Raw genomic sequence first — 16,007 nt, 5'->3', positions numbered from 1 at the left:
CGCGGCGCCGGCGCCATCGGTCCGGTCGGGCCGATGGCGCCGTAGGCCGGGGCCCTGACACTGTTATCCGGATGAAGCCCGAATTCCTGTCGCGCATGCCCGCGGCATGGGCCGGGTTACGCCTAACCTGGAGTCCATGACCAACCCGAACGATCCGTGGGGGCAGCGGCCGGAGGATGCGCCGACCGAGTACCTGGCGGGCAAGTCCGGGTTCGAGCAGCCGCTGCACACCACGGAGTATTCCGAGGCGTACGGGTCCGGCGCGCCCTCGGCGTATCCGGCGACCGAGCAGTTCGAGCCGTGGTCAGCGCCCCCGCCGAACGCGACCCGCGAGTTCCCGCCCGCCGACAATCAATGGGGTGGCTACGAGAGCACCTACGGCAACCAGTGGGCCGCCGCGCCGGTCGACGCGCCGCCGGGCGGTCCCGTGCCGCCCGGTCTCGGCATGCCGCCGGAGCCGCCGCGGCGCAACACCGGGCTGTGGATCGCGCTCGTGCTCGGTCTCGTGCTGCTGGTCGGTGCGGCGGGCGTGGTCGCGGGAGTGGTGCTGAGCGGCAGGGACTCCGAATCGTCGGCTGCCGCGAACAGCTCGGCGCTGCCGACGGCCAACCGGACGCCAGCGCCGCCGCGCACCGGCAGGCCCGCGCCGACCGTGCTGCCCAGCATGCCGGGGCTGCCCGGTATCGATGCGCTCGGCACCACCATGGGCACCGTCGTCGCCAACGACGGCGGCACCCTCACCGTCAGCACGCTGACCAACGCCACGGTCACGGTGCACACCGACGCGGACACCCAGGTGATCTCGGTGTCCGGCACGAAGGTCGCCGACCTGCCCAAAGGCGATATCGTGCTGATCCAGGGCGACAAGGGATCAGACGGGACGATTCACGCCAAGGTCATCATCAGCACGTCGCTTCCCGGAGGCCCGAGATGAACCGGCTCGCTTTCACACGGCTCGGCGCGCGGCCGAGAACGGACCGCCTCCGGCCGCTTCCATTAGGCTAGACGGCGATGACGGCAATGTGGTTCGGCTTGGCGGCGATCGCACTCGTGGGTGCGATCGTGCTGCTGTATTTCGATCGGATCCAGCGGCAGCGGACCGGTCACGCGCGGCAGGTCTGGGCGAAATCCCAGGGGTACACCTATGTCTCGGTGGAGCCCGCGCTCCCATCGACCTGGCGCCGTGGCGCGCTGGCCAAGCTGGGCTACCTGTCCGCGGTCGATGTGGTGTCCGGAATTCGCAAGGGCGAGAAGTTCGTGCTCTTCGATCTGGAAGACGCCGCGACGCTGATCGCGGTGCGTCGCCAGATCGGTTCGGACATCGACGTGGACATGCGGCTCAAGACGGCCTCACCGCCCAAGGACGCCGACCTGGAGTTGCTCGGCGCGATCGGGGACCGGGTGGTCTTCGCGACCAACCCCGAGATCGCCAGGCACGCCGTGGATCAGCGGATGGTCGCGTTCATCGAGACGCTGTCCGACACCGTGCAGATGCTGTGGAGTGAAGGCAACTGGACGCTGGGCATGTTGTCGGTGGGTACCTCCTCGCGCGAATGGGAGACCTCGATCGACGCGGTGCTGCGCCTGTCCGGCCTGCTGCACGTGCTGCCGCCGGTGAGCGAGCCGCGCTTCGACAGCGGCGACCACGATCCTGGCCGCCCGCGTCCGCGCGGTCGTGGCCGCGCGGAGGAACTCGACGACGAAGACCTCGACGAACCCGTCGGCGCCGCCCGCGTGCAGCCGCCGCGGCTGCGCAAGGACGACGACTACGACGAATCGCCCTTCGTCGAACAGGATTACGACGGGGGCTTCGACGAGCGCGCCCCGCTGTCCACCCCGCACGAGCCGGAACCGCCGCGCCGCCCCTCGCTCGCCGTGGTGCCGGACGCGCGCACCAGGGTGCGCGACGAGCCGCGGCTGCGGGACGAGCCCGAGGCCGTCGAGGAGTGGTCGCCCGCGCCGCGCGACACCTGGTCGCCTGCGCCGCGCGAGGAGTACACCGACGACTGGGCCGACGAGCAGCCCGAGCGGCAGGCGCCGCGCGAGGACGAGCGCGCGGCCGAACCGCCGGGTGGCCCGTTCCACCCCGGCTTCCGTCCGTACCAGGGACCTGTGCCGCAGTGACCGGCCGTGTCGGCAGGGTGACCGCCGTCCGTCCGACCGAGCGCCGATGACCGAACACCCCGTGCCACCGCGCCTGCCCGGCGCGACCAGGCCCGTGGCGTTGATCACCGGACCGACCTCGGGCATCGGGCACGGCTATGCGATGCGACTCGCCTCACTCGGCTACGACCTGGTGCTCGTCGCCCGCGACGAACAGCGGCTGGTGACCCTCGCCAACGCGCTGCAGCATCGCTTCGGCACCCGCTGCGAGGTGCTCGTCACCGATCTGACCAGCCCGGCGGCCCGGGAACGGGTGGTGGCAAGGCTGCGCGTCGGCGTCGAATTCCTGGTCAACAACGCGGGTTTCGCGCACGCCGAGCAGTTCTGGACGCTGCCGCCCGAGGAACTGCAGGCCGAGGTGGATGTCAACATCACCGCGGTGGTGCAATTCACCAGGGCCGCGCTGCCCGCGATGATCGCGGCGGCGAACGGCTCGGTGATCAATCTGGCCAGCGTGGCCGGGGTGATCCCCGGACGCGGATCGACGTATTCGGCGGCCAAGTCCTACGTCGTATCCTTCACGGAAGGGTTGGCAGGTGGACTGGCCGGAACGGGTGTCCGGGTCCAGGCCCTGTGCCCGGGATTCGTGCGCACCGAATTCCATGAGCGAGCCGGCATCGATAAGTCGTCGCTGCCGAAAGCCTGGTGGCTCAGCGTCGACCAGGTGGTGGCCTGCTCGCTGCGTGATCTGGAGAAAGGCCGGGTGCTCAGTGTGCCCGGCGTGCAGTACAAAGCGCTTACCACCGTCGCCGGAGTGATCCCGCGAAACCTGGCGGCCCGACTGAATCGCGGCTTGTTCAACGCACGCGGAAGGACTTAGGAATGATCGACGAGGCAACCACCAACGAATCGGCGCTCGGTACCGCCGGTTCCGACCGGGACAGATTGGCCGCGCTGGTGCGCGAGCTCGCCGTGGTGCACGGCCGGGTCACCCTCTCTTCGGGCAAGGAGGCCGACTACTACGTCGACCTGCGCCGGGCGACGCTGCACCACGACGCCGGGCCGCTGATCGGCAAGCTGCTGCGCGAGCTGGTCGCCGACTGGGACTTCGACGCCGTCGGCGGACTGACCATGGGCGCCGACCCGGTCGCGTTCGCGGTCATGCACGCGCCGGGCCGCCCGATCGACGCGTTCGTGGTGCGCAAGGCCGCGAAGGCGCACGGCATGCAGCGCCAGATCGAGGGGCCCGACGTTGTCGGCAAGCGGGTGCTGGTCGTCGAGGACACGACGACCACCGGAAACTCCCCGCTCACGGCGGTGCGCGCGCTGCGGGACGCGGGCGCGACGGTGGTCGGCGTCGCCACCGTGGTGGACCGGGAAACCGGTGCTGATCAGGTGATCGCCGCCGAGGGGCTGGAGTACCGCTCCATCCTCGGACTGAAGGATTTGGCGCTGAGCTAGCCTGGACAGCGGTCTAGTTTGCAAAAGGTGAAGGGTCATCTTCAGTGGTGAGCATTGCAATCAACAAGAGTCGCGACAACGTTGCGATGCTCGGTATCGGCGCCTATCGCCCGGAGCGCATCGTCAGCAACGCCGACGTATGCGAGGTACTGGACTCCAATCCTGAGTGGATCTACGACCGCACCGGCATTCGCAACCGCCGCTGGATCAGCGGTGACGAGACGCTGCGGTCGATCGCGGCCGCGGCGGGCGAACGCGCTCTGGTGAACAGCGGCATCGACCGGTCGAAGATCGGTGCGCTGATCCTCGCCACGTCGAGCTGGCTGATGCTCACCCCGCACGGCGCCCCGTCCATCGCGCACGACCTGGGCATCAACGGCATCCCGGCGTTCGACCTGACCTCGGGCTGCGGCGGTTTCGGCTACGGGCTCGGTGTCGCCGCCGATCTGATCAGGGCGGGCTCGGCCGACTACGTGCTGCTGATCGGCGCCGAGACCATGACGGTCGGCCTCGACCCCACCGACCGCGGCACCGCGATGATCTTCGGTGACGGCGCGGGCGCGGTGGTGATCGGGCCGAGCGAGGAGAACGGCATCTCGCCGACGGTGTGGGGCAGCGACGGCGAGAACGCCGCCGCGATCGCCCAGGACGTGAACTTCCTCGACTACATGGAGAAGGCCCAGGCGATGCAGGGCACCGATCCGGCCGTCGAACCGATCGGCCGGATGTCGCTGCGGATGGAGGGCCCGCGGGTATTCCGTTGGGCCGCCGTCACTTTGCCGCGGGCGCTGTCCACTGCGCTCGAGGTGTCCGGGGTGGCCAAGGAGGACATCGAGGTGTTCATCCCGCACCAGGCCAACGCGCGGATCAACGAGCTGATGAAGAAGAACCTGGGCCTGGCCGACGATATCCCGATGGCCAACGACATCGAGAACACCGGCAACACCTCGGCCGCGTCCATTCCGCTGGCCATGGAGGAAATGCTGGTCACCGGCAAGGCGAAGGGCGGCCAGCTGGCGCTGCTGCTCGGGTTCGGCGCTGGCCTGAGCTACGCGGGGCAGGTCGTCACCCTGCCGCCGAAGCCGATCGAGCCGAGTTTCTGAGCCGATGCGGGTGTTTCGGGCCTGCTACCTGGCCGCGGCCGCCGTCACCGTGTACGGCGCGGTGACCGGCCGCGAGCGGGCGCAGTGGCTCGCGAAGCCGCTGTTGATGCCGCTGCTGGCGGCCGATGTCGCGCGCGGTGGCGCGGCGCTCGACCCGGCCGATCGCACGGTGCTGCTCGGCTCGCTCGGTGCGGCGACGCTCGGCGACGTGCTGCTCATCGATCCCGACGACGACCGGCGCCTGATCGCGGGGGCCTCGTCGTTCGCGGTGATGCAGGCCGGGTACACCGCCCTGTGGTGGCGTAAGGGCGCGCGCCCGCGCGTGGCCGTCGCCGGGCCGCGGTTGGTGGCCTGGCTCGCGGCCGCCGTCCTGCTGCGGGCCAAGGCGCCTGCTGTCGCGTTACCGCTGACCGCCTACGGCGCGACCCTGGGTGCCGCGGGCGTGCTGGCCTCCGATCCCGCGCTCGCGGACGGTGCGAAAAACATTGCGGGCGTTAATATTCCGAACGCAGACCCGCGCAGCCGGCTCGGCGTCGGCGCGCTGCTGTTCACCCTCTCCGACGGTCTGATCGTGCTGCGCAGGCTGTTCGCGCGCGGTGTGCGCAGCAGGCGGTGCACCGAGGGCGTCATTCTGGCCACCTATGCCGGGGCCCAGTTCCTGCTCGCCGATCCGGCCGCGCACGCCCGATCGGCGCCGCTCACAGCACCACGATGATCCGGTCCCGGTTCGCCGGGTCCACCCGGATCGAAATCGTCTCGCCCACTGCGAGTTTCGGCTTGTCCGCCGGGGTGACGTCGAAAACGATGGTGCCCCGGTAGGTTTGCGACCCGGGCACGGTGAGCTCGAGATCCAGTTCGGTCAGCTCGCTGTGATGATCGGTGAGGCGCAACGGATGCACGCCGTGCACGGTGGCCCACCCCTCCAGGCCGTGTCGCCACAGCCGCCGGTCCGCCTTGGACGGGCGGGCGGCCAGCATCATGCCGATGCCGAGGCAGGTGCCGAAAAGCCCTACCAGCGCGACGATCTGGTACGGCAGCGTGCCCGGCGGGGTGTGCTGGACCAGCCAGCCCAGCCACAGGCCGAGCAGCAGCAGATATCCGGCGGTGACACCGAGCACCGTGCGCAATATCCGCCCGTGGTCCATACCAGCCTCCACCCCGACTGTTCGACCTCCATGATAGGCCCGCACGGGCGCTGACGTGCGTGGATCGGCCTCGATACGGGCCGCGGCGGTAGGGGTCAGCCCTTGAGGCGCAGTACCGCGAGCACGCGGCGGTGGTGGGTGTCCGAGGGCGGGAGATCGAGTTTGGTGAAGATGTTGCCGATGTGCTTCTCGACGGCGCGTTCGGTGACGGTGAGGCTGGTCGCGATGGCGTTGTTGGACAGTCCCTGGGCCATCAGCTCGAGCACCTCCCGCTCGCGCGGCGTGAGGCGGGTCAGCGAATCCTGTTGCTTGGATGCGCCCATCAATTGGCTCACCACCTCCGGGTCGAGCGCGGTGCCGCCGGTGGCGACCCGGTGCAGGGCGTCGACGAAATCGCGGACGTCGGCGACCCGGTCCTTCAGCAGGTAACCGACGCCGCTCGCGCCACCGGCGAGAAGTTCGGTGGCATAGCGGGTTTCGACCCATTGCGAGAAGGCGAGCACGCCGGTCATCGGATATTTGCGGCGCAGTTCGATGGCGGCGAGCAGGCCCTCGTCGGTGAAGCTCGGCGGCATGCGCACGTCGACCACCGCAACGTCGGGGTTGTGCGTGCCGACCACGTCGCTCAGCGTCGTCGCGTCGCCGACCATCGCGACCACCTCGTGGCCGCGTTCGGTCAGCAGCCCGGCCAGCCCGTCGCGCAGAATCGCGCTGTCCTCGGCGATCACGACGCGTAGTGACCCGGTCATCGCGAGCCCTCCTTCGGTAGCAGGATGGTGATGACGGTCGGACCCCCGGTGGGGCTCTGCACGGTCAGCGAGCCGTCCACCGTGCGTGCCCGCGCGGCCAGACCGGAAAGCCCACTGCCCGAGGCGATTCGGCCATCGGAAGGTTGCAGTACACCGCCGGTGCCGTTGTCCCGCACGGTGATCGCGATGGTGTGCGCGTCGTGCGGCAGCACCGAGACCCAGGCGCGGCTCGCACCCGCGTGTTTGACCACGTTGGTGAGCAATTCCGCGACGGAGAAGTAGGCGATGGCCTCGACCGCAGGGCTGGGCCGCTGCGGCAGGTGCACCCGCAGTTCGGTCGGCACCGAGCAGCGCGCGGTCAGCGTTTCCAGCGCCGGGCCGAGGCCGAGTTCCAGTGCGGGCGGATGGATTCCGCGCACCAGTTCGCGCAGTTCGGTCAGCGCCTCCTTGGACGAGGCGTGCGCGTCGGCGATCAGGTCACGCGGATCACCGCCCGCGTCCAGGCGCGCCTCCGCCCGCCCGAGCGCCATGGCGATGGTGACCAGCCTGGCCTGGGTGCCGTCGTGCAGGTCGCGCTCGAGCCTGCGCAGGGTGGCGGTGGAGTCGTCGACCGCGGCCTGCCTGCCCTGCTGGAGTTCGATGATCCGCCGATCGCGGGCCGTGGCGGTCAGCAGCGCCATGGCCAGCAGCCGCTGCAGCCAGCAGACCGCGCGCACCAGCCAGGGCAGCGCGAAGCAGCCGAGCACACCGAGCAGCGCGAAGCCGAGCACCCGCGGCCACGTGTCGATATAGAAGTCACCGAACTGGGCGAGCGAATGACGTTCGACACCATCGGCATCGATGTTGACCGGATCGAACAAGACCCACGGGATCGGGGAGAGCGCGACGAACACCGTCATGGCGACCACGGTCAGCACCAGGTATCCGACGCCGGCGCCGAGCACGGCCTGGGCGAGCAGGAACAGCGCGACCCGCCAGCTGGCCTGATCGGTGAACGCGCTCCTGAGGAAGCCGATGACGCCCGGCGCCGGGGCGAACGGGGACGGTGGCGTCAGCTGCGCGCCGAGCAGATCCTTGGCGAGCGCCCGGTGGATCCGGCCCCAGATCCGGCCGCCGAGCAGGGCCAACGCGAGGATGGGCAGGCCGATGACGGTGAGGGCGATCAGTAGACCGCCGCCCCACGCCACGTACATGTACCCCACGGCGAGGCAGCCGAGGACGAACGCGGTGAAGACGTAGACGAGCTCTTTCCAGAAGCGCGCCCGGAACGGCGCGCTCAGGATGGCGCGGAGCGGCTGCGCGACGGACGACCCGGTTTTCCCGGTCATCGGGTCGAGTACCAGCGTCGGTTCGGCATGTGTCTCGGTCATGGCTCCATGGTTGTCGGCACGGCGTCTCGATTCGATGGAGCTGACCGCCGAATGTGGGGTGTAGCCAGCCACACCCATTACCATCCTGCTGATGAGCTACCCGCCGCAGCAGCCGCCATACGGCTATCCAGCCTACGGGGCCTACGGACCGCCGCCGGATCACCCGCAGGCCACCACGATCCTGATCCTCGGCATTCTCGGCCTGGTCTTCTGCCAGATCCTCGGCCCGGTGGCCTGGGTGATGGGCAAGCGCGCGCTCAACGAGATCGACGCGTCCGGCGGTGCGCTCGGCGGCCGTTCCAACGTCATGGTCGGCTATGTGTGCGGCATCATCTCCTCGGTGCTGATCATCCTCGGCATCCTGTTCTTCGTGCTGTTCCTGGTCCTCGGCCTGGCGGGCGTCTGGGCGGGATCGAGCTCCAGCTACTGAGCCGGGCGTCTCTCGCCCGGAATCAGGGCCCTGGCTCATGAGGCGAGCCGGACCGCGGACGCGTGCGGCCGGACTCGTGAGCCAGGGCTTAGCATCGGCGGAGTGAATCACGCAGTGCCGGACGCGGCGGAGCAGGACCCACCGGGGCCCACCGAGTGGGGGGAACACCCGCACGGGGTAGGGCCGTGGTCCGACGAGCACGCCGAGCCGCCACCGCGGGATCCCCGGCTCGACGCCGAACTACTGGCGGCGGGTGATCGCCGCAACGTGGTCGATGCCTACCGCTACTGGACGCGCGAGGCGATCGTCGCCGACATCGACCGGCGCAGGCATCCGTTCCACGTGGCGATCGAGAACTTCGGGCACGACGCGAACATCGGCACGGTCGTGCGTACCGCCAACGCCTTCGCGGCCGCGGCCGTGCACATCGTCGGGCGCAAACGCTGGAATCGGCGCGGCGCCATGGTCACCGATCGCTATCAGCACATCGAGCACCACGCGTCGGTCGCCGAGCTGTTCGAGTACGCGGCGCGTGCCGGGCTGACCGTGGTGGCCGTGGACAACGTCCCCGGCTCGATCCCGTTGGAGACCGCGGAACTGCCGCGCGAGTGCCTGCTGTTGTTCGGGCAGGAGGGCCCCGGGGTCACCGCCGACGCGAAAGCGGCCGCGGCGATGACGGTTTCGATCGCGCAATTCGGCTCGACCCGCAGCATCAACGCGGGTGTCGCCGCGGGGATCGCCATGCACGCCTGGATCCGGCGCCATGCCGATCTCGCCGACGCCTGGTGACCCGGCCTATAACCCAGACCTGGGAATTCGGCGGGGAATTCACGCGCAGTGTCGTTCGAGCATCGTCTTTGTAACAAATCGGGCGCGTAAAACCGTTCCAGACTGGCACCATTGACGCATGACGACGCGGAAGGCCGAGGACCCGCAGCACGCGCCAGCACAGTCACCGGTGGACCGCGCGCGGGCAGGCCGGGACGCCGTCGCGACCGCCGCGGTCTGGTCCGAGCGCGCCGACATGGCCGAATCCGCGATCATCTCCCGGCATCTGCGCCCGCTGTGGGGGCTACCCGGTACCCAGCTCGGTGTGGTCGGCTGGCCCGCCACGCGGCGGGAGCGGGTGTTCGGGTCCTGGCACTACTGGTGGCAGGCGCATCTGATCGACTGTGCGGTGGACGCCGCGAACCGCACGCCGACCCCGGTGCGCCGCAAGCGGATCGCCGCGATCGCGCGATCGCATCGGATCCGCAATCTCACCGGCTGGACCAACCGGTACTACGACGACATGGCCTGGCTGGCGATCGCGCTGGAGCGCGCGGAACGGATCGCGGGCGTCACCGAGGTACGCGGCGGGCTGCTCGCCTTGGAGAAGCCGCTCTACGAGGGTTGGAACCCGGAGGTCGGCGGCGGCCTACCGTGGCGGATCGCCTCGGACTACTACAACGCGCCCGCCAACGGCCCGGCCGCGATCGCGCTGCTGCGGCTCGGGCGGCAGCAGCGCGCCCAGGACATGGCCGACTGGCTGGACGCGACGCTGCGCGATCCGGAGTCCGGGCTGATCCTCGACGGCATCCATCTGCCCGGCGGCGAGATCGAGCGTCCGGTGTTCACCTACTGCCAGGGCGTGGTGCTCGCGGTGGAGACCGAGCTCGCCATGCACACCGGCGAGCCGCGGCACACCGAGCGCGTGCATCGGCTGCTCGGCGCGGTCGAGGAGCACATGACGACCCGCGGCGTCATCAACGGCGGCGGTGGCGGCGACGGCGGCCTGTTCAACGGCATTCTGGCCCGCTACCTCGCGCTGGTCGCGCTGATGCTGCCCGGCGACGACGAGGCGCGGGCGGCCGATCGGCGTAGCGCGGCGGCGATCGTGCGTGCCTCGGCGACGGCGGCCTGGTCGAATCGGTTGCAGGTCGAGGGGGAGCCGCTGTTCGGCCACGATTGGAGTCGTCCGGCGACGCTGCCCGGCGGCACGGCTGGCGCGGGACACTTCACCGCGGGCGGTTCGGTCACCGCCTCCCGGGTGCCCGAACGCGATCTGTCCGTGCAGCTTTCCGGCTGGATGTTGATGGAGGCGGCCTACCAGGTGAGCGCGGCGGGCCTGTAAAGAGCCTGCCGCCTGGGCCTTTCGCCGCGGCGGGCGAACGCGTCAGCTCTCGGCTTCGACGACCCGGATCGGCACGGTCTCGAAATCGAAATCCTCCGCGGGCTTGGCCATCTCCTGCCGGTAATGCCGGATGCCGAGCACGGTGCCCACGATCAGGCCGAGCACCAGCGTGCCGATCACGATCGGCATCAACCACGGCACCCGGTCGAGGAAGCTGCCCGCGTAGTAGCCGATCAACAGCAGCACCGGCGCCCAGATGATCGCGCCGATGGTGCTCGCCACGGTGAACTTGCGATGGTCCATCCCGGCCGCGCCGGCGACCGTCGGGCACAGCGTGCGCACCCACGGAATCCAGCGGGCGACGAGCACCGCGACGAACCCGTGCCGCTGCAGTAACTCGGCCACCCGCTGCAGGTTCCTGGTGTTGATGTAGCGCCCGTTCTTGCGGGCCACCAGGTGGTGTCCGGTGCGCTGGCCGATGACGTAACCGACCTGGTTGCCCGCGATGGCCGCGACCATGGTGCCCACCGACAGCGCCCACACCTGGGTCTCGCCGGAGGCGTGCGAGGCCATCACCACACCCGCCGTGATCAGCATCGAGTCACCGGGCAGAAACAGCCCGAGTATCACAGCGCATTCGAGGAAGACAAAGGTCAGAACCACTGTCCAGACGAGTGCGGGGCCCGCTGACATCAGCGGATCGAAATTGCCCACTGCTAGGGGCGAGGACGCCGCGAACACGAGCTCAGCGGGTCGGCTCGCTGGTCGAAACGGTCAGCTCGGCTTCGGGGGCGGCCACCGGCGCCCCGCCGCCACGATTGAGCAGCCGCTTCGCCACCGCGAAGATGCCGGGCAGGATCGAGACGAGCACGATGAGCAGGAAGATGGCCTCGACGTGGTCGCGGATGAAGGCGATGTTGCCGAGGAAGTAGCCGCAGATCGTCACGCCGCCGCCCCACAGGATCGCGCCGACGATGTCGAAGGCGACGAACTTGCGGTAGTCCATCTTCGACACACCGGCGAGCACCGGCATGAACGTGCGCACGATCGGCACGAACCTGGCCAGGATGATGGTCTTGGGCCCGTGCTTCTCGAAGAACTCGTGCGTCTCGGTGACGTAGTGCTTCTTGAAGAAGCGGGTGTCCTCCTTGTGGAACAGCGCGGGTCCGATGCCGCGACCGATCCAATACCCGGACTGGTCACCGGCGAAGGCGACGAGGACGACCGCGGGCAGCAGCAGCCAGATCGACACCGGGGGATTGGTCGACGCCGCGAGCAGGCCGCCGGTGAACAGCAGCGAGTCGCCCGGCAGGATCGGGAAGAGCAGGCCGGTCTCGATGAAGACGATCGCGAGAATGGCGGGAAGCACCGCGTTCTTCAGCCACGTCTCCGTGAGCAGGTACATCGGATCGAGCAACTGGGTCAATGCGATGTTGCTCGTCACCGATTCTGTCGCTGCCAGCAGAATCACGCGGTCTCCTGTTCTGGATTGGGCCGACCTGATCGCTTGGCATCGCATCGCAAGCTGTCGGCGCAATTACCGGCACCACAGTACCGGGTTCGGCTGAGAAAGCCCGCGCTGTGCGCGAAACTACCGGCTGGTCATCTGCCGGTTCCGTGCCGAGCACGGCCTGGTCACCTGTGCGTTCGGTCGCGCGCGGCGCGCGTACCCGGCCGCGCGATCTCCGTCTGCCTCCCTGGATACCAGGCGAAACCCCGCTGTCCTAGGGTAGTGGCTGACAAAATAGGTCTTTGCCGCAACAACACGGAGGTCTTACTGTGCCCATCGCGACTCCGGAGGTCTACGCCGAGATGCTCGGTCGGGCCAAAGCGCACTCCTTCGCCTTCCCGGCCATCAACTGCACCTCGTCGGAGACGATCAACGCGGCCATCAAGGGCTTCGCCGACGCGGGCAGCGACGGCATCATCCAGTTCTCCACCGGCGGTGCGGAATTCGGTTCCGGCCAGGGTGTGAAGGACATGGTGACCGGTGCGGTCGCGCTGGCCGAGTTCGCGCACGTGGTTGCCGCGAAGTACGACATCACCATCGCGCTGCACACCGACCACTGCCCGAAGGACAAGCTGGACACCTTCGTCCGCCCGCTGATCGCGATCTCCCAGGAGCGGGTGACCAAGGGGCAGGCGCCGCTGTTCCAGTCGCACATGTGGGACGGCTCGGCGATCCCGATCGACGAGAACCTCGAGATCGCCAAGGAACTGCTGAAGGCCTGCGCGCAGGCCAACATCATCCTCGAGGTCGAGATCGGCGTCGTCGGCGGCGAAGAGGACGGTGTCGAGGCCGAGATCAACGAGAAGCTCTACACCTCGCCCGAGGACTTCGAGAAGACCATCGACGCGCTCGGCGCGGGCGAGAACGGCAAGTACCTGCTCGCCGCGACCTTCGGCAACGTGCACGGGGTGTACAAGCCGGGCAACGTGGTGCTCAAGCCCGAGGTGCTGGCCGAGGGCCAGCGGGTGGCCGCGGCCAAGCTCGCGCTCGCCAAGGACGCGCAGCCGTTCGACTTCGTCTTCCACGGCGGCTCCGGCTCGCTGAAGTCCGAGATCGAGGATTCGCTGCGCTACGGCGTGGTGAAGATGAACGTCGACACCGACACGCAGTACGCGTTCACCCGTCCGGTCAGCGGCCACATGTTCACCAATTACGACGGTGTACTGAAGATCGATGGTGAGGTCGGCAACAAGAAGGTTTACGACCCACGCAGCTACCTGAAGAAGGCGGAAACCTCGATGGCAGCGCGTGTCACCGAGGCGTGCAATGATCTGAAGTCCGCGGGAAGGTCGATCAGCGCCTGACCCGATCATCAACCCACCGGGGGCTCGACAGCTCATGTGTCTGGATGTGCGCGTGCTCGGGCCCGTCCGGTTGCTCGTCGGCGGTGAGCCGGTGGCGGTCGGCGGGCCCAAGCCACGGGCGTTGCTCGCCGCGCTCACTGTGAATCGACGGCGCGCGGTCTCTTCGGCCGCGCTGGCCGACATGGTGTGGAACGAGGATCCACCCGATTCCTACGCGGCGAGCCTGCAGGTATTCGTCTCGAATATTCGTAAGGCGCTGCGTAATTCGGGTGTGGACCCGGCGCAGGTGCTGCGTACGGAATCCTCTGGCTATCGGCTCGAAGTGGCCGAGACCGCGTGCGATCTCGGCCGTTTCGAGACCGCGCGGGAGGCGGGCAGCCGCGCGGCCGCACTCGGCGATCACGCCGGGGCCGCGCAGCTGTTCGGTGCCGCGCAGCGCGAGTGGAGCGGGCGCGCGCTGGCCGATCTCACCGGCCTGCAGTTCGCCGACGGTTTCGCCACCGCGATGGAGGAGGAGCGCCTCGCCGTGGCCTCCGCGCGCATCGATGCCGAAATCGCCCTCGGCCGTGCGTCATCGGTGATCGGCGAGTTGGTCGCGATGACCACCGAACACCCGCTGCGCGAGCCGCTGTGGGGCCAGCTGATCACCGCGCTGTACCTGTCGGGCAGGCAGGCCGACGCGCTCGACGCGTGCCGGCGGGTGCGCACCGTGCTCGCCGAGGAACTCGGTATCGACCCCGGGCCAGCACTGACCGAGCTGGAACAGCGGGTGTTGCGGCAGGAGCCGCTGAGCACGGTCGAGCTGCGCCAGGCCGAACGGATGGCGGCGGCGATGACCGAGACCGTCACCGAGGCGCCGCGCGCGGTGCGCAGCGGGCAGCTGCGCCTGCCCGACGGCCGGGTGGTCTCGATTGCCCAGGGCGGCTTGCGCATCGGCCGGATGACCGACAACGACCTGGTCCTCGACGACCCGAAGGCCAGCAGGTACCACGCGCACATCATGCCGAGCCGGGCCGGCCTGCTGATCAAGGATCTGCACTCGGCCAACGGCGTCTACGTCAACGACGATCCGATCGAGAACGGCGCACTGCTGGCCGACGGCGACCGGATCCGGATCGGCGCGACCATGCTGACTTTCCAAGCCGCGCAATAGATCCGGCTACTCGTTGCAGGCGATACCGTCGTTGTCCCGGTCGAGGAAGGCTTGGTAGCCGCCCTCACCGCGGTACAGCGGACCCGCGCCTTCGGCTCGGACCTGGTCGCAGTTGGTGTAGGTCCGTCGTGACTTCTTCTTGTCCTTGTCGCTGTCCTTCGGGTCGTGCTTGGGCAGCGAGTCCGGGCGCGCGGCAGCGGCTGTGGCCGTCGGGGGCGCCGCGGTGGCGGCAGGCGGCAGCAGCGTGAGTGCGCCGCCCATCAGACACGCGGCGCCGAGCGCGCAAGCCGCGCGGCGTACTACAGAATTTCTCACGCCTCCATCCTCCGCCGATTTCGCGCGGTTGTGGGGTGTGAATTTTTCAGATCGTGTGGTTCAGCTGAAGCGGACCTCGGCGAGCGCGCGCCCGAACAACTTTCGCTCGCCCGAGGTGCCGCCGAGCACGAGCGTCGCGGTGCGGGCGTGCGGGTCGAGCGATTTGATCCGGCCGGTGAACTCGACCGTGCTCGCCGCGTTCGCCGCGACGGGGACGAAGCCGGAGAAGCGCACGCTGAATTTCTCGATGGCCGTGGGGTCGCCGAGCCATTCGGTCAGGTAGCTGCTCGCCAAACCCATCGTCAGCATGCCGTGCGCGACGACCGTGGGCAGGCCGACCAACTCGGCGGCGTGATCGCTGAAGTGGATCGGGTTGGCGTCACCGGATACGCCCGCGTAGTTGGCCAGGTCGCCGCGGGTCAGCCGGAAGGTCTTGGGCGGGAGCTGATCTCCGGTGGCTAGTCGCTCGACATCGGGCAGCGTGTGCACCGGCGCGGGCACCCGATCGGGCGCGGGCTGCGGCAGTGCGCCCGCGCCGAGCGGGATCAGCGGCGAGCTGTCGTCCGATCCGCTTTCCGCACTCGGGAATTCGACCACCTGGCCGTGCATCATGATGTTGTCCACCACCTCGGCCACGTTCGGGTCCACGGCGACACCGCGGCGGGCCACGATCGTGGTGGAGCCGATCAGGGCCAGCTCGCCGTGCTGATTGAGCAGCGCCGAACGCACCACGACGAAGTCGTTGCCGCCGAACTGGCGGATGGATTCGATCAGGATCTCGCTGCTGAGCCGGTCGCCCGCCAAGATCGGCCGATAGGCCTGGAAAACCTGATCGGTCTGCAGGATCTGGGACAGGTCGTATTCGGTGAGCACCGATTCGAGCAGGGAACGGGTGCCTGCCGAACCGATCACCGAGGCGAAAGTCGGTGGCGCGATGACGTTCTCATGGCCGAGCCGCAGCGCCTCGGATTCGTGCTGATGCGCGCCGTGGTGGTTCTGCACCGCCCGCGCGAATTCGCGGATCTTTTCCCGGCCGACCTCGTAGTGGTCCCGCACCCGGAACCGTTGTCCGGCCAGTGCTGCCGTCTGCTGCGTGCCATCGGTTTCTAGCGAAAGCGTTTGTTCCCTGACCATGATGCGGCCACGCTACTAATGAAGCGGACCCTTGACCAGCTGTGTGTGAGCAGCGCTACCGTCGGCCGATACAAAATTGCTATCGATTTCGCCGGTTCTTCATTTGCGTCGCGGGTC

18 protein-coding genes are annotated in these 16,007 nt (G+C 68.9%); 11 read left to right on the top strand and 7 right to left on the bottom strand.

Annotated features, from left to right (window positions below; translation table 11 throughout):
- The first annotated feature begins 136 nt into the window (after nt 1–136).
- From F5X71_RS34255 to F5X71_RS34230, 6 genes are all read left to right on the top strand, one after another.
- Nucleotides 137–934, top strand: coding sequence for a hypothetical protein (locus F5X71_RS34255; RefSeq protein WP_167465700.1), 798 nt, complete (start codon nt 137–139; stop codon nt 932–934).
- Between the two features lie 77 nt (nt 935–1,011).
- Nucleotides 1,012–2,124, top strand: a complete 1,113-nt coding sequence (locus F5X71_RS34250; RefSeq protein ID WP_238815614.1) for a hypothetical protein — start codon at nt 1,012–1,014, stop codon at nt 2,122–2,124.
- A 46-nt stretch (nt 2,125–2,170) separates the two neighbouring features.
- Complete coding sequence (locus F5X71_RS34245; RefSeq protein ID WP_167465699.1) at nt 2,171–2,983, top strand: SDR family NAD(P)-dependent oxidoreductase; 813 nt, start codon at nt 2,171–2,173, stop codon at nt 2,981–2,983.
- Nucleotides 2,984–2,985: 2 nt separating this feature from the next.
- Nucleotides 2,986–3,564 carry an orotate phosphoribosyltransferase gene (pyrE, locus tag F5X71_RS34240; RefSeq protein ID WP_167465698.1) on the top strand — a complete coding sequence of 193 codons (579 nt, stop codon included), beginning with the start codon at nt 2,986–2,988 and terminating at the stop codon, nt 3,562–3,564.
- A 44-nt stretch (nt 3,565–3,608) separates the two neighbouring features.
- On the top strand, nt 3,609–4,667 hold the full coding sequence (locus tag F5X71_RS34235) for a beta-ketoacyl-ACP synthase 3 (protein ID WP_167465697.1): 1,059 nt from the start codon (nt 3,609–3,611) through the stop codon (nt 4,665–4,667).
- Nucleotides 4,668–4,671: 4 nt separating this feature from the next.
- Complete coding sequence (locus F5X71_RS34230; protein WP_167465696.1) at nt 4,672–5,382, top strand: lysoplasmalogenase; 711 nt, start codon at nt 4,672–4,674, stop codon at nt 5,380–5,382.
- Here the strand turns inward: F5X71_RS34230 and F5X71_RS34225 are convergent.
- From F5X71_RS34225 to F5X71_RS34215, 3 genes are all read right to left on the bottom strand, one after another.
- Nucleotides 5,366–5,812 (bottom strand): hypothetical protein, encoded by a 447-nt coding sequence (locus F5X71_RS34225; protein ID WP_167465695.1) that lies wholly within the window; start codon nt 5,810–5,812, stop codon nt 5,366–5,368. The genes F5X71_RS34230 and F5X71_RS34225 overlap by 17 nt on opposite strands.
- A gap of 95 nt (nt 5,813–5,907) precedes the next feature.
- A complete protein-coding gene (locus tag F5X71_RS34220; protein WP_167465694.1) occupies nt 5,908–6,561 on the bottom strand; it encodes a LuxR C-terminal-related transcriptional regulator in 654 nt (217 codons plus the stop codon).
- Nucleotides 6,558–7,931, bottom strand: coding sequence for a sensor histidine kinase (locus F5X71_RS34215; RefSeq protein WP_238815613.1), 1,374 nt, complete (start codon nt 7,929–7,931; stop codon nt 6,558–6,560). Before F5X71_RS34215 ends, F5X71_RS34220 begins: the two co-directional genes overlap by 4 nt.
- Nucleotides 7,932–8,022: 91 nt before the next feature.
- On the opposite strand from F5X71_RS34215, the gene F5X71_RS34210 reads away from it, so the two are divergent.
- The 3 genes from F5X71_RS34210 (at nt 8,023) to F5X71_RS34200 (ending at nt 10,474) form a co-directional block, all read left to right on the top strand.
- Nucleotides 8,023–8,361: a DUF4190 domain-containing protein gene (locus F5X71_RS34210; protein ID WP_167465692.1), complete on the top strand. Its 339-nt coding sequence runs from the start codon at nt 8,023–8,025 to the stop codon at nt 8,359–8,361.
- A gap of 102 nt (nt 8,362–8,463) precedes the next feature.
- Complete coding sequence (locus F5X71_RS34205; RefSeq protein ID WP_167465691.1) at nt 8,464–9,150, top strand: RNA methyltransferase; 687 nt, start codon at nt 8,464–8,466, stop codon at nt 9,148–9,150.
- Between the two features lie 235 nt (nt 9,151–9,385).
- On the top strand, nt 9,386–10,474 hold the full coding sequence (locus tag F5X71_RS34200; RefSeq protein ID WP_167466958.1) for a glycoside hydrolase family 76 protein: 1,089 nt from the start codon (nt 9,386–9,388) through the stop codon (nt 10,472–10,474).
- 42 nt (nt 10,475–10,516) lie between these two features.
- Here the strand turns inward: F5X71_RS34200 and F5X71_RS34195 are convergent, their stop codons facing one another.
- Together F5X71_RS34195 and F5X71_RS34190 are read right to left on the bottom strand one after the other, a co-directional pair.
- The gene (locus F5X71_RS34195) at nt 10,517–11,167 is read right to left on the bottom strand and encodes a DedA family protein (protein ID WP_167465690.1); all 651 of its coding nucleotides are present in this window, start codon (nt 11,165–11,167) and stop codon (nt 10,517–10,519) included.
- Nucleotides 11,168–11,219: 52 nt separating this feature from the next.
- Nucleotides 11,220–11,879 carry a DedA family protein gene (locus tag F5X71_RS34190; protein ID WP_238816074.1) on the bottom strand — a complete coding sequence of 220 codons (660 nt, stop codon included), beginning with the start codon at nt 11,877–11,879 and terminating at the stop codon, nt 11,220–11,222.
- Between the two features lie 374 nt (nt 11,880–12,253).
- Between F5X71_RS34190 and fbaA the strand changes: the two genes are divergently transcribed.
- On the top strand, nt 12,254–13,288 hold the full coding sequence (gene fbaA, locus F5X71_RS34185) for a class II fructose-bisphosphate aldolase (protein WP_167465688.1): 1,035 nt from the start codon (nt 12,254–12,256) through the stop codon (nt 13,286–13,288).
- Between the two features lie 34 nt (nt 13,289–13,322).
- Complete coding sequence (locus F5X71_RS34180; protein WP_167465687.1) at nt 13,323–14,441, top strand: BTAD domain-containing putative transcriptional regulator; 1,119 nt, start codon at nt 13,323–13,325, stop codon at nt 14,439–14,441.
- Between the two features lie 6 nt (nt 14,442–14,447).
- Here the strand turns inward: F5X71_RS34180 and F5X71_RS34175 are convergent, their stop codons facing one another.
- Both F5X71_RS34175 and F5X71_RS34170 read right to left on the bottom strand, forming a co-directional pair.
- Nucleotides 14,448–14,756, bottom strand: coding sequence for an excalibur calcium-binding domain-containing protein (locus F5X71_RS34175; RefSeq protein WP_238815612.1), 309 nt, complete (start codon nt 14,754–14,756; stop codon nt 14,448–14,450).
- Nucleotides 14,757–14,816: 60 nt separating this feature from the next.
- A complete protein-coding gene (locus F5X71_RS34170; protein ID WP_167465686.1) occupies nt 14,817–15,890 on the bottom strand; it encodes a fused (3R)-hydroxyacyl-ACP dehydratase subunits HadA/HadB in 1,074 nt (357 codons plus the stop codon).
- Nucleotides 15,891–16,007: the final 117 nt, after the last annotated feature.

It is taken from the genome of Nocardia brasiliensis (assembly GCF_011801125.1).
In the GTDB taxonomy this organism is placed as follows: Bacteria; Actinomycetota; Actinomycetes; order Mycobacteriales; family Mycobacteriaceae; genus Nocardia; species Nocardia brasiliensis_C.
The sequence above is the reverse complement of the archived record's forward strand: the minus strand, read 5'-3'. Positions and strand labels throughout refer to the sequence as shown.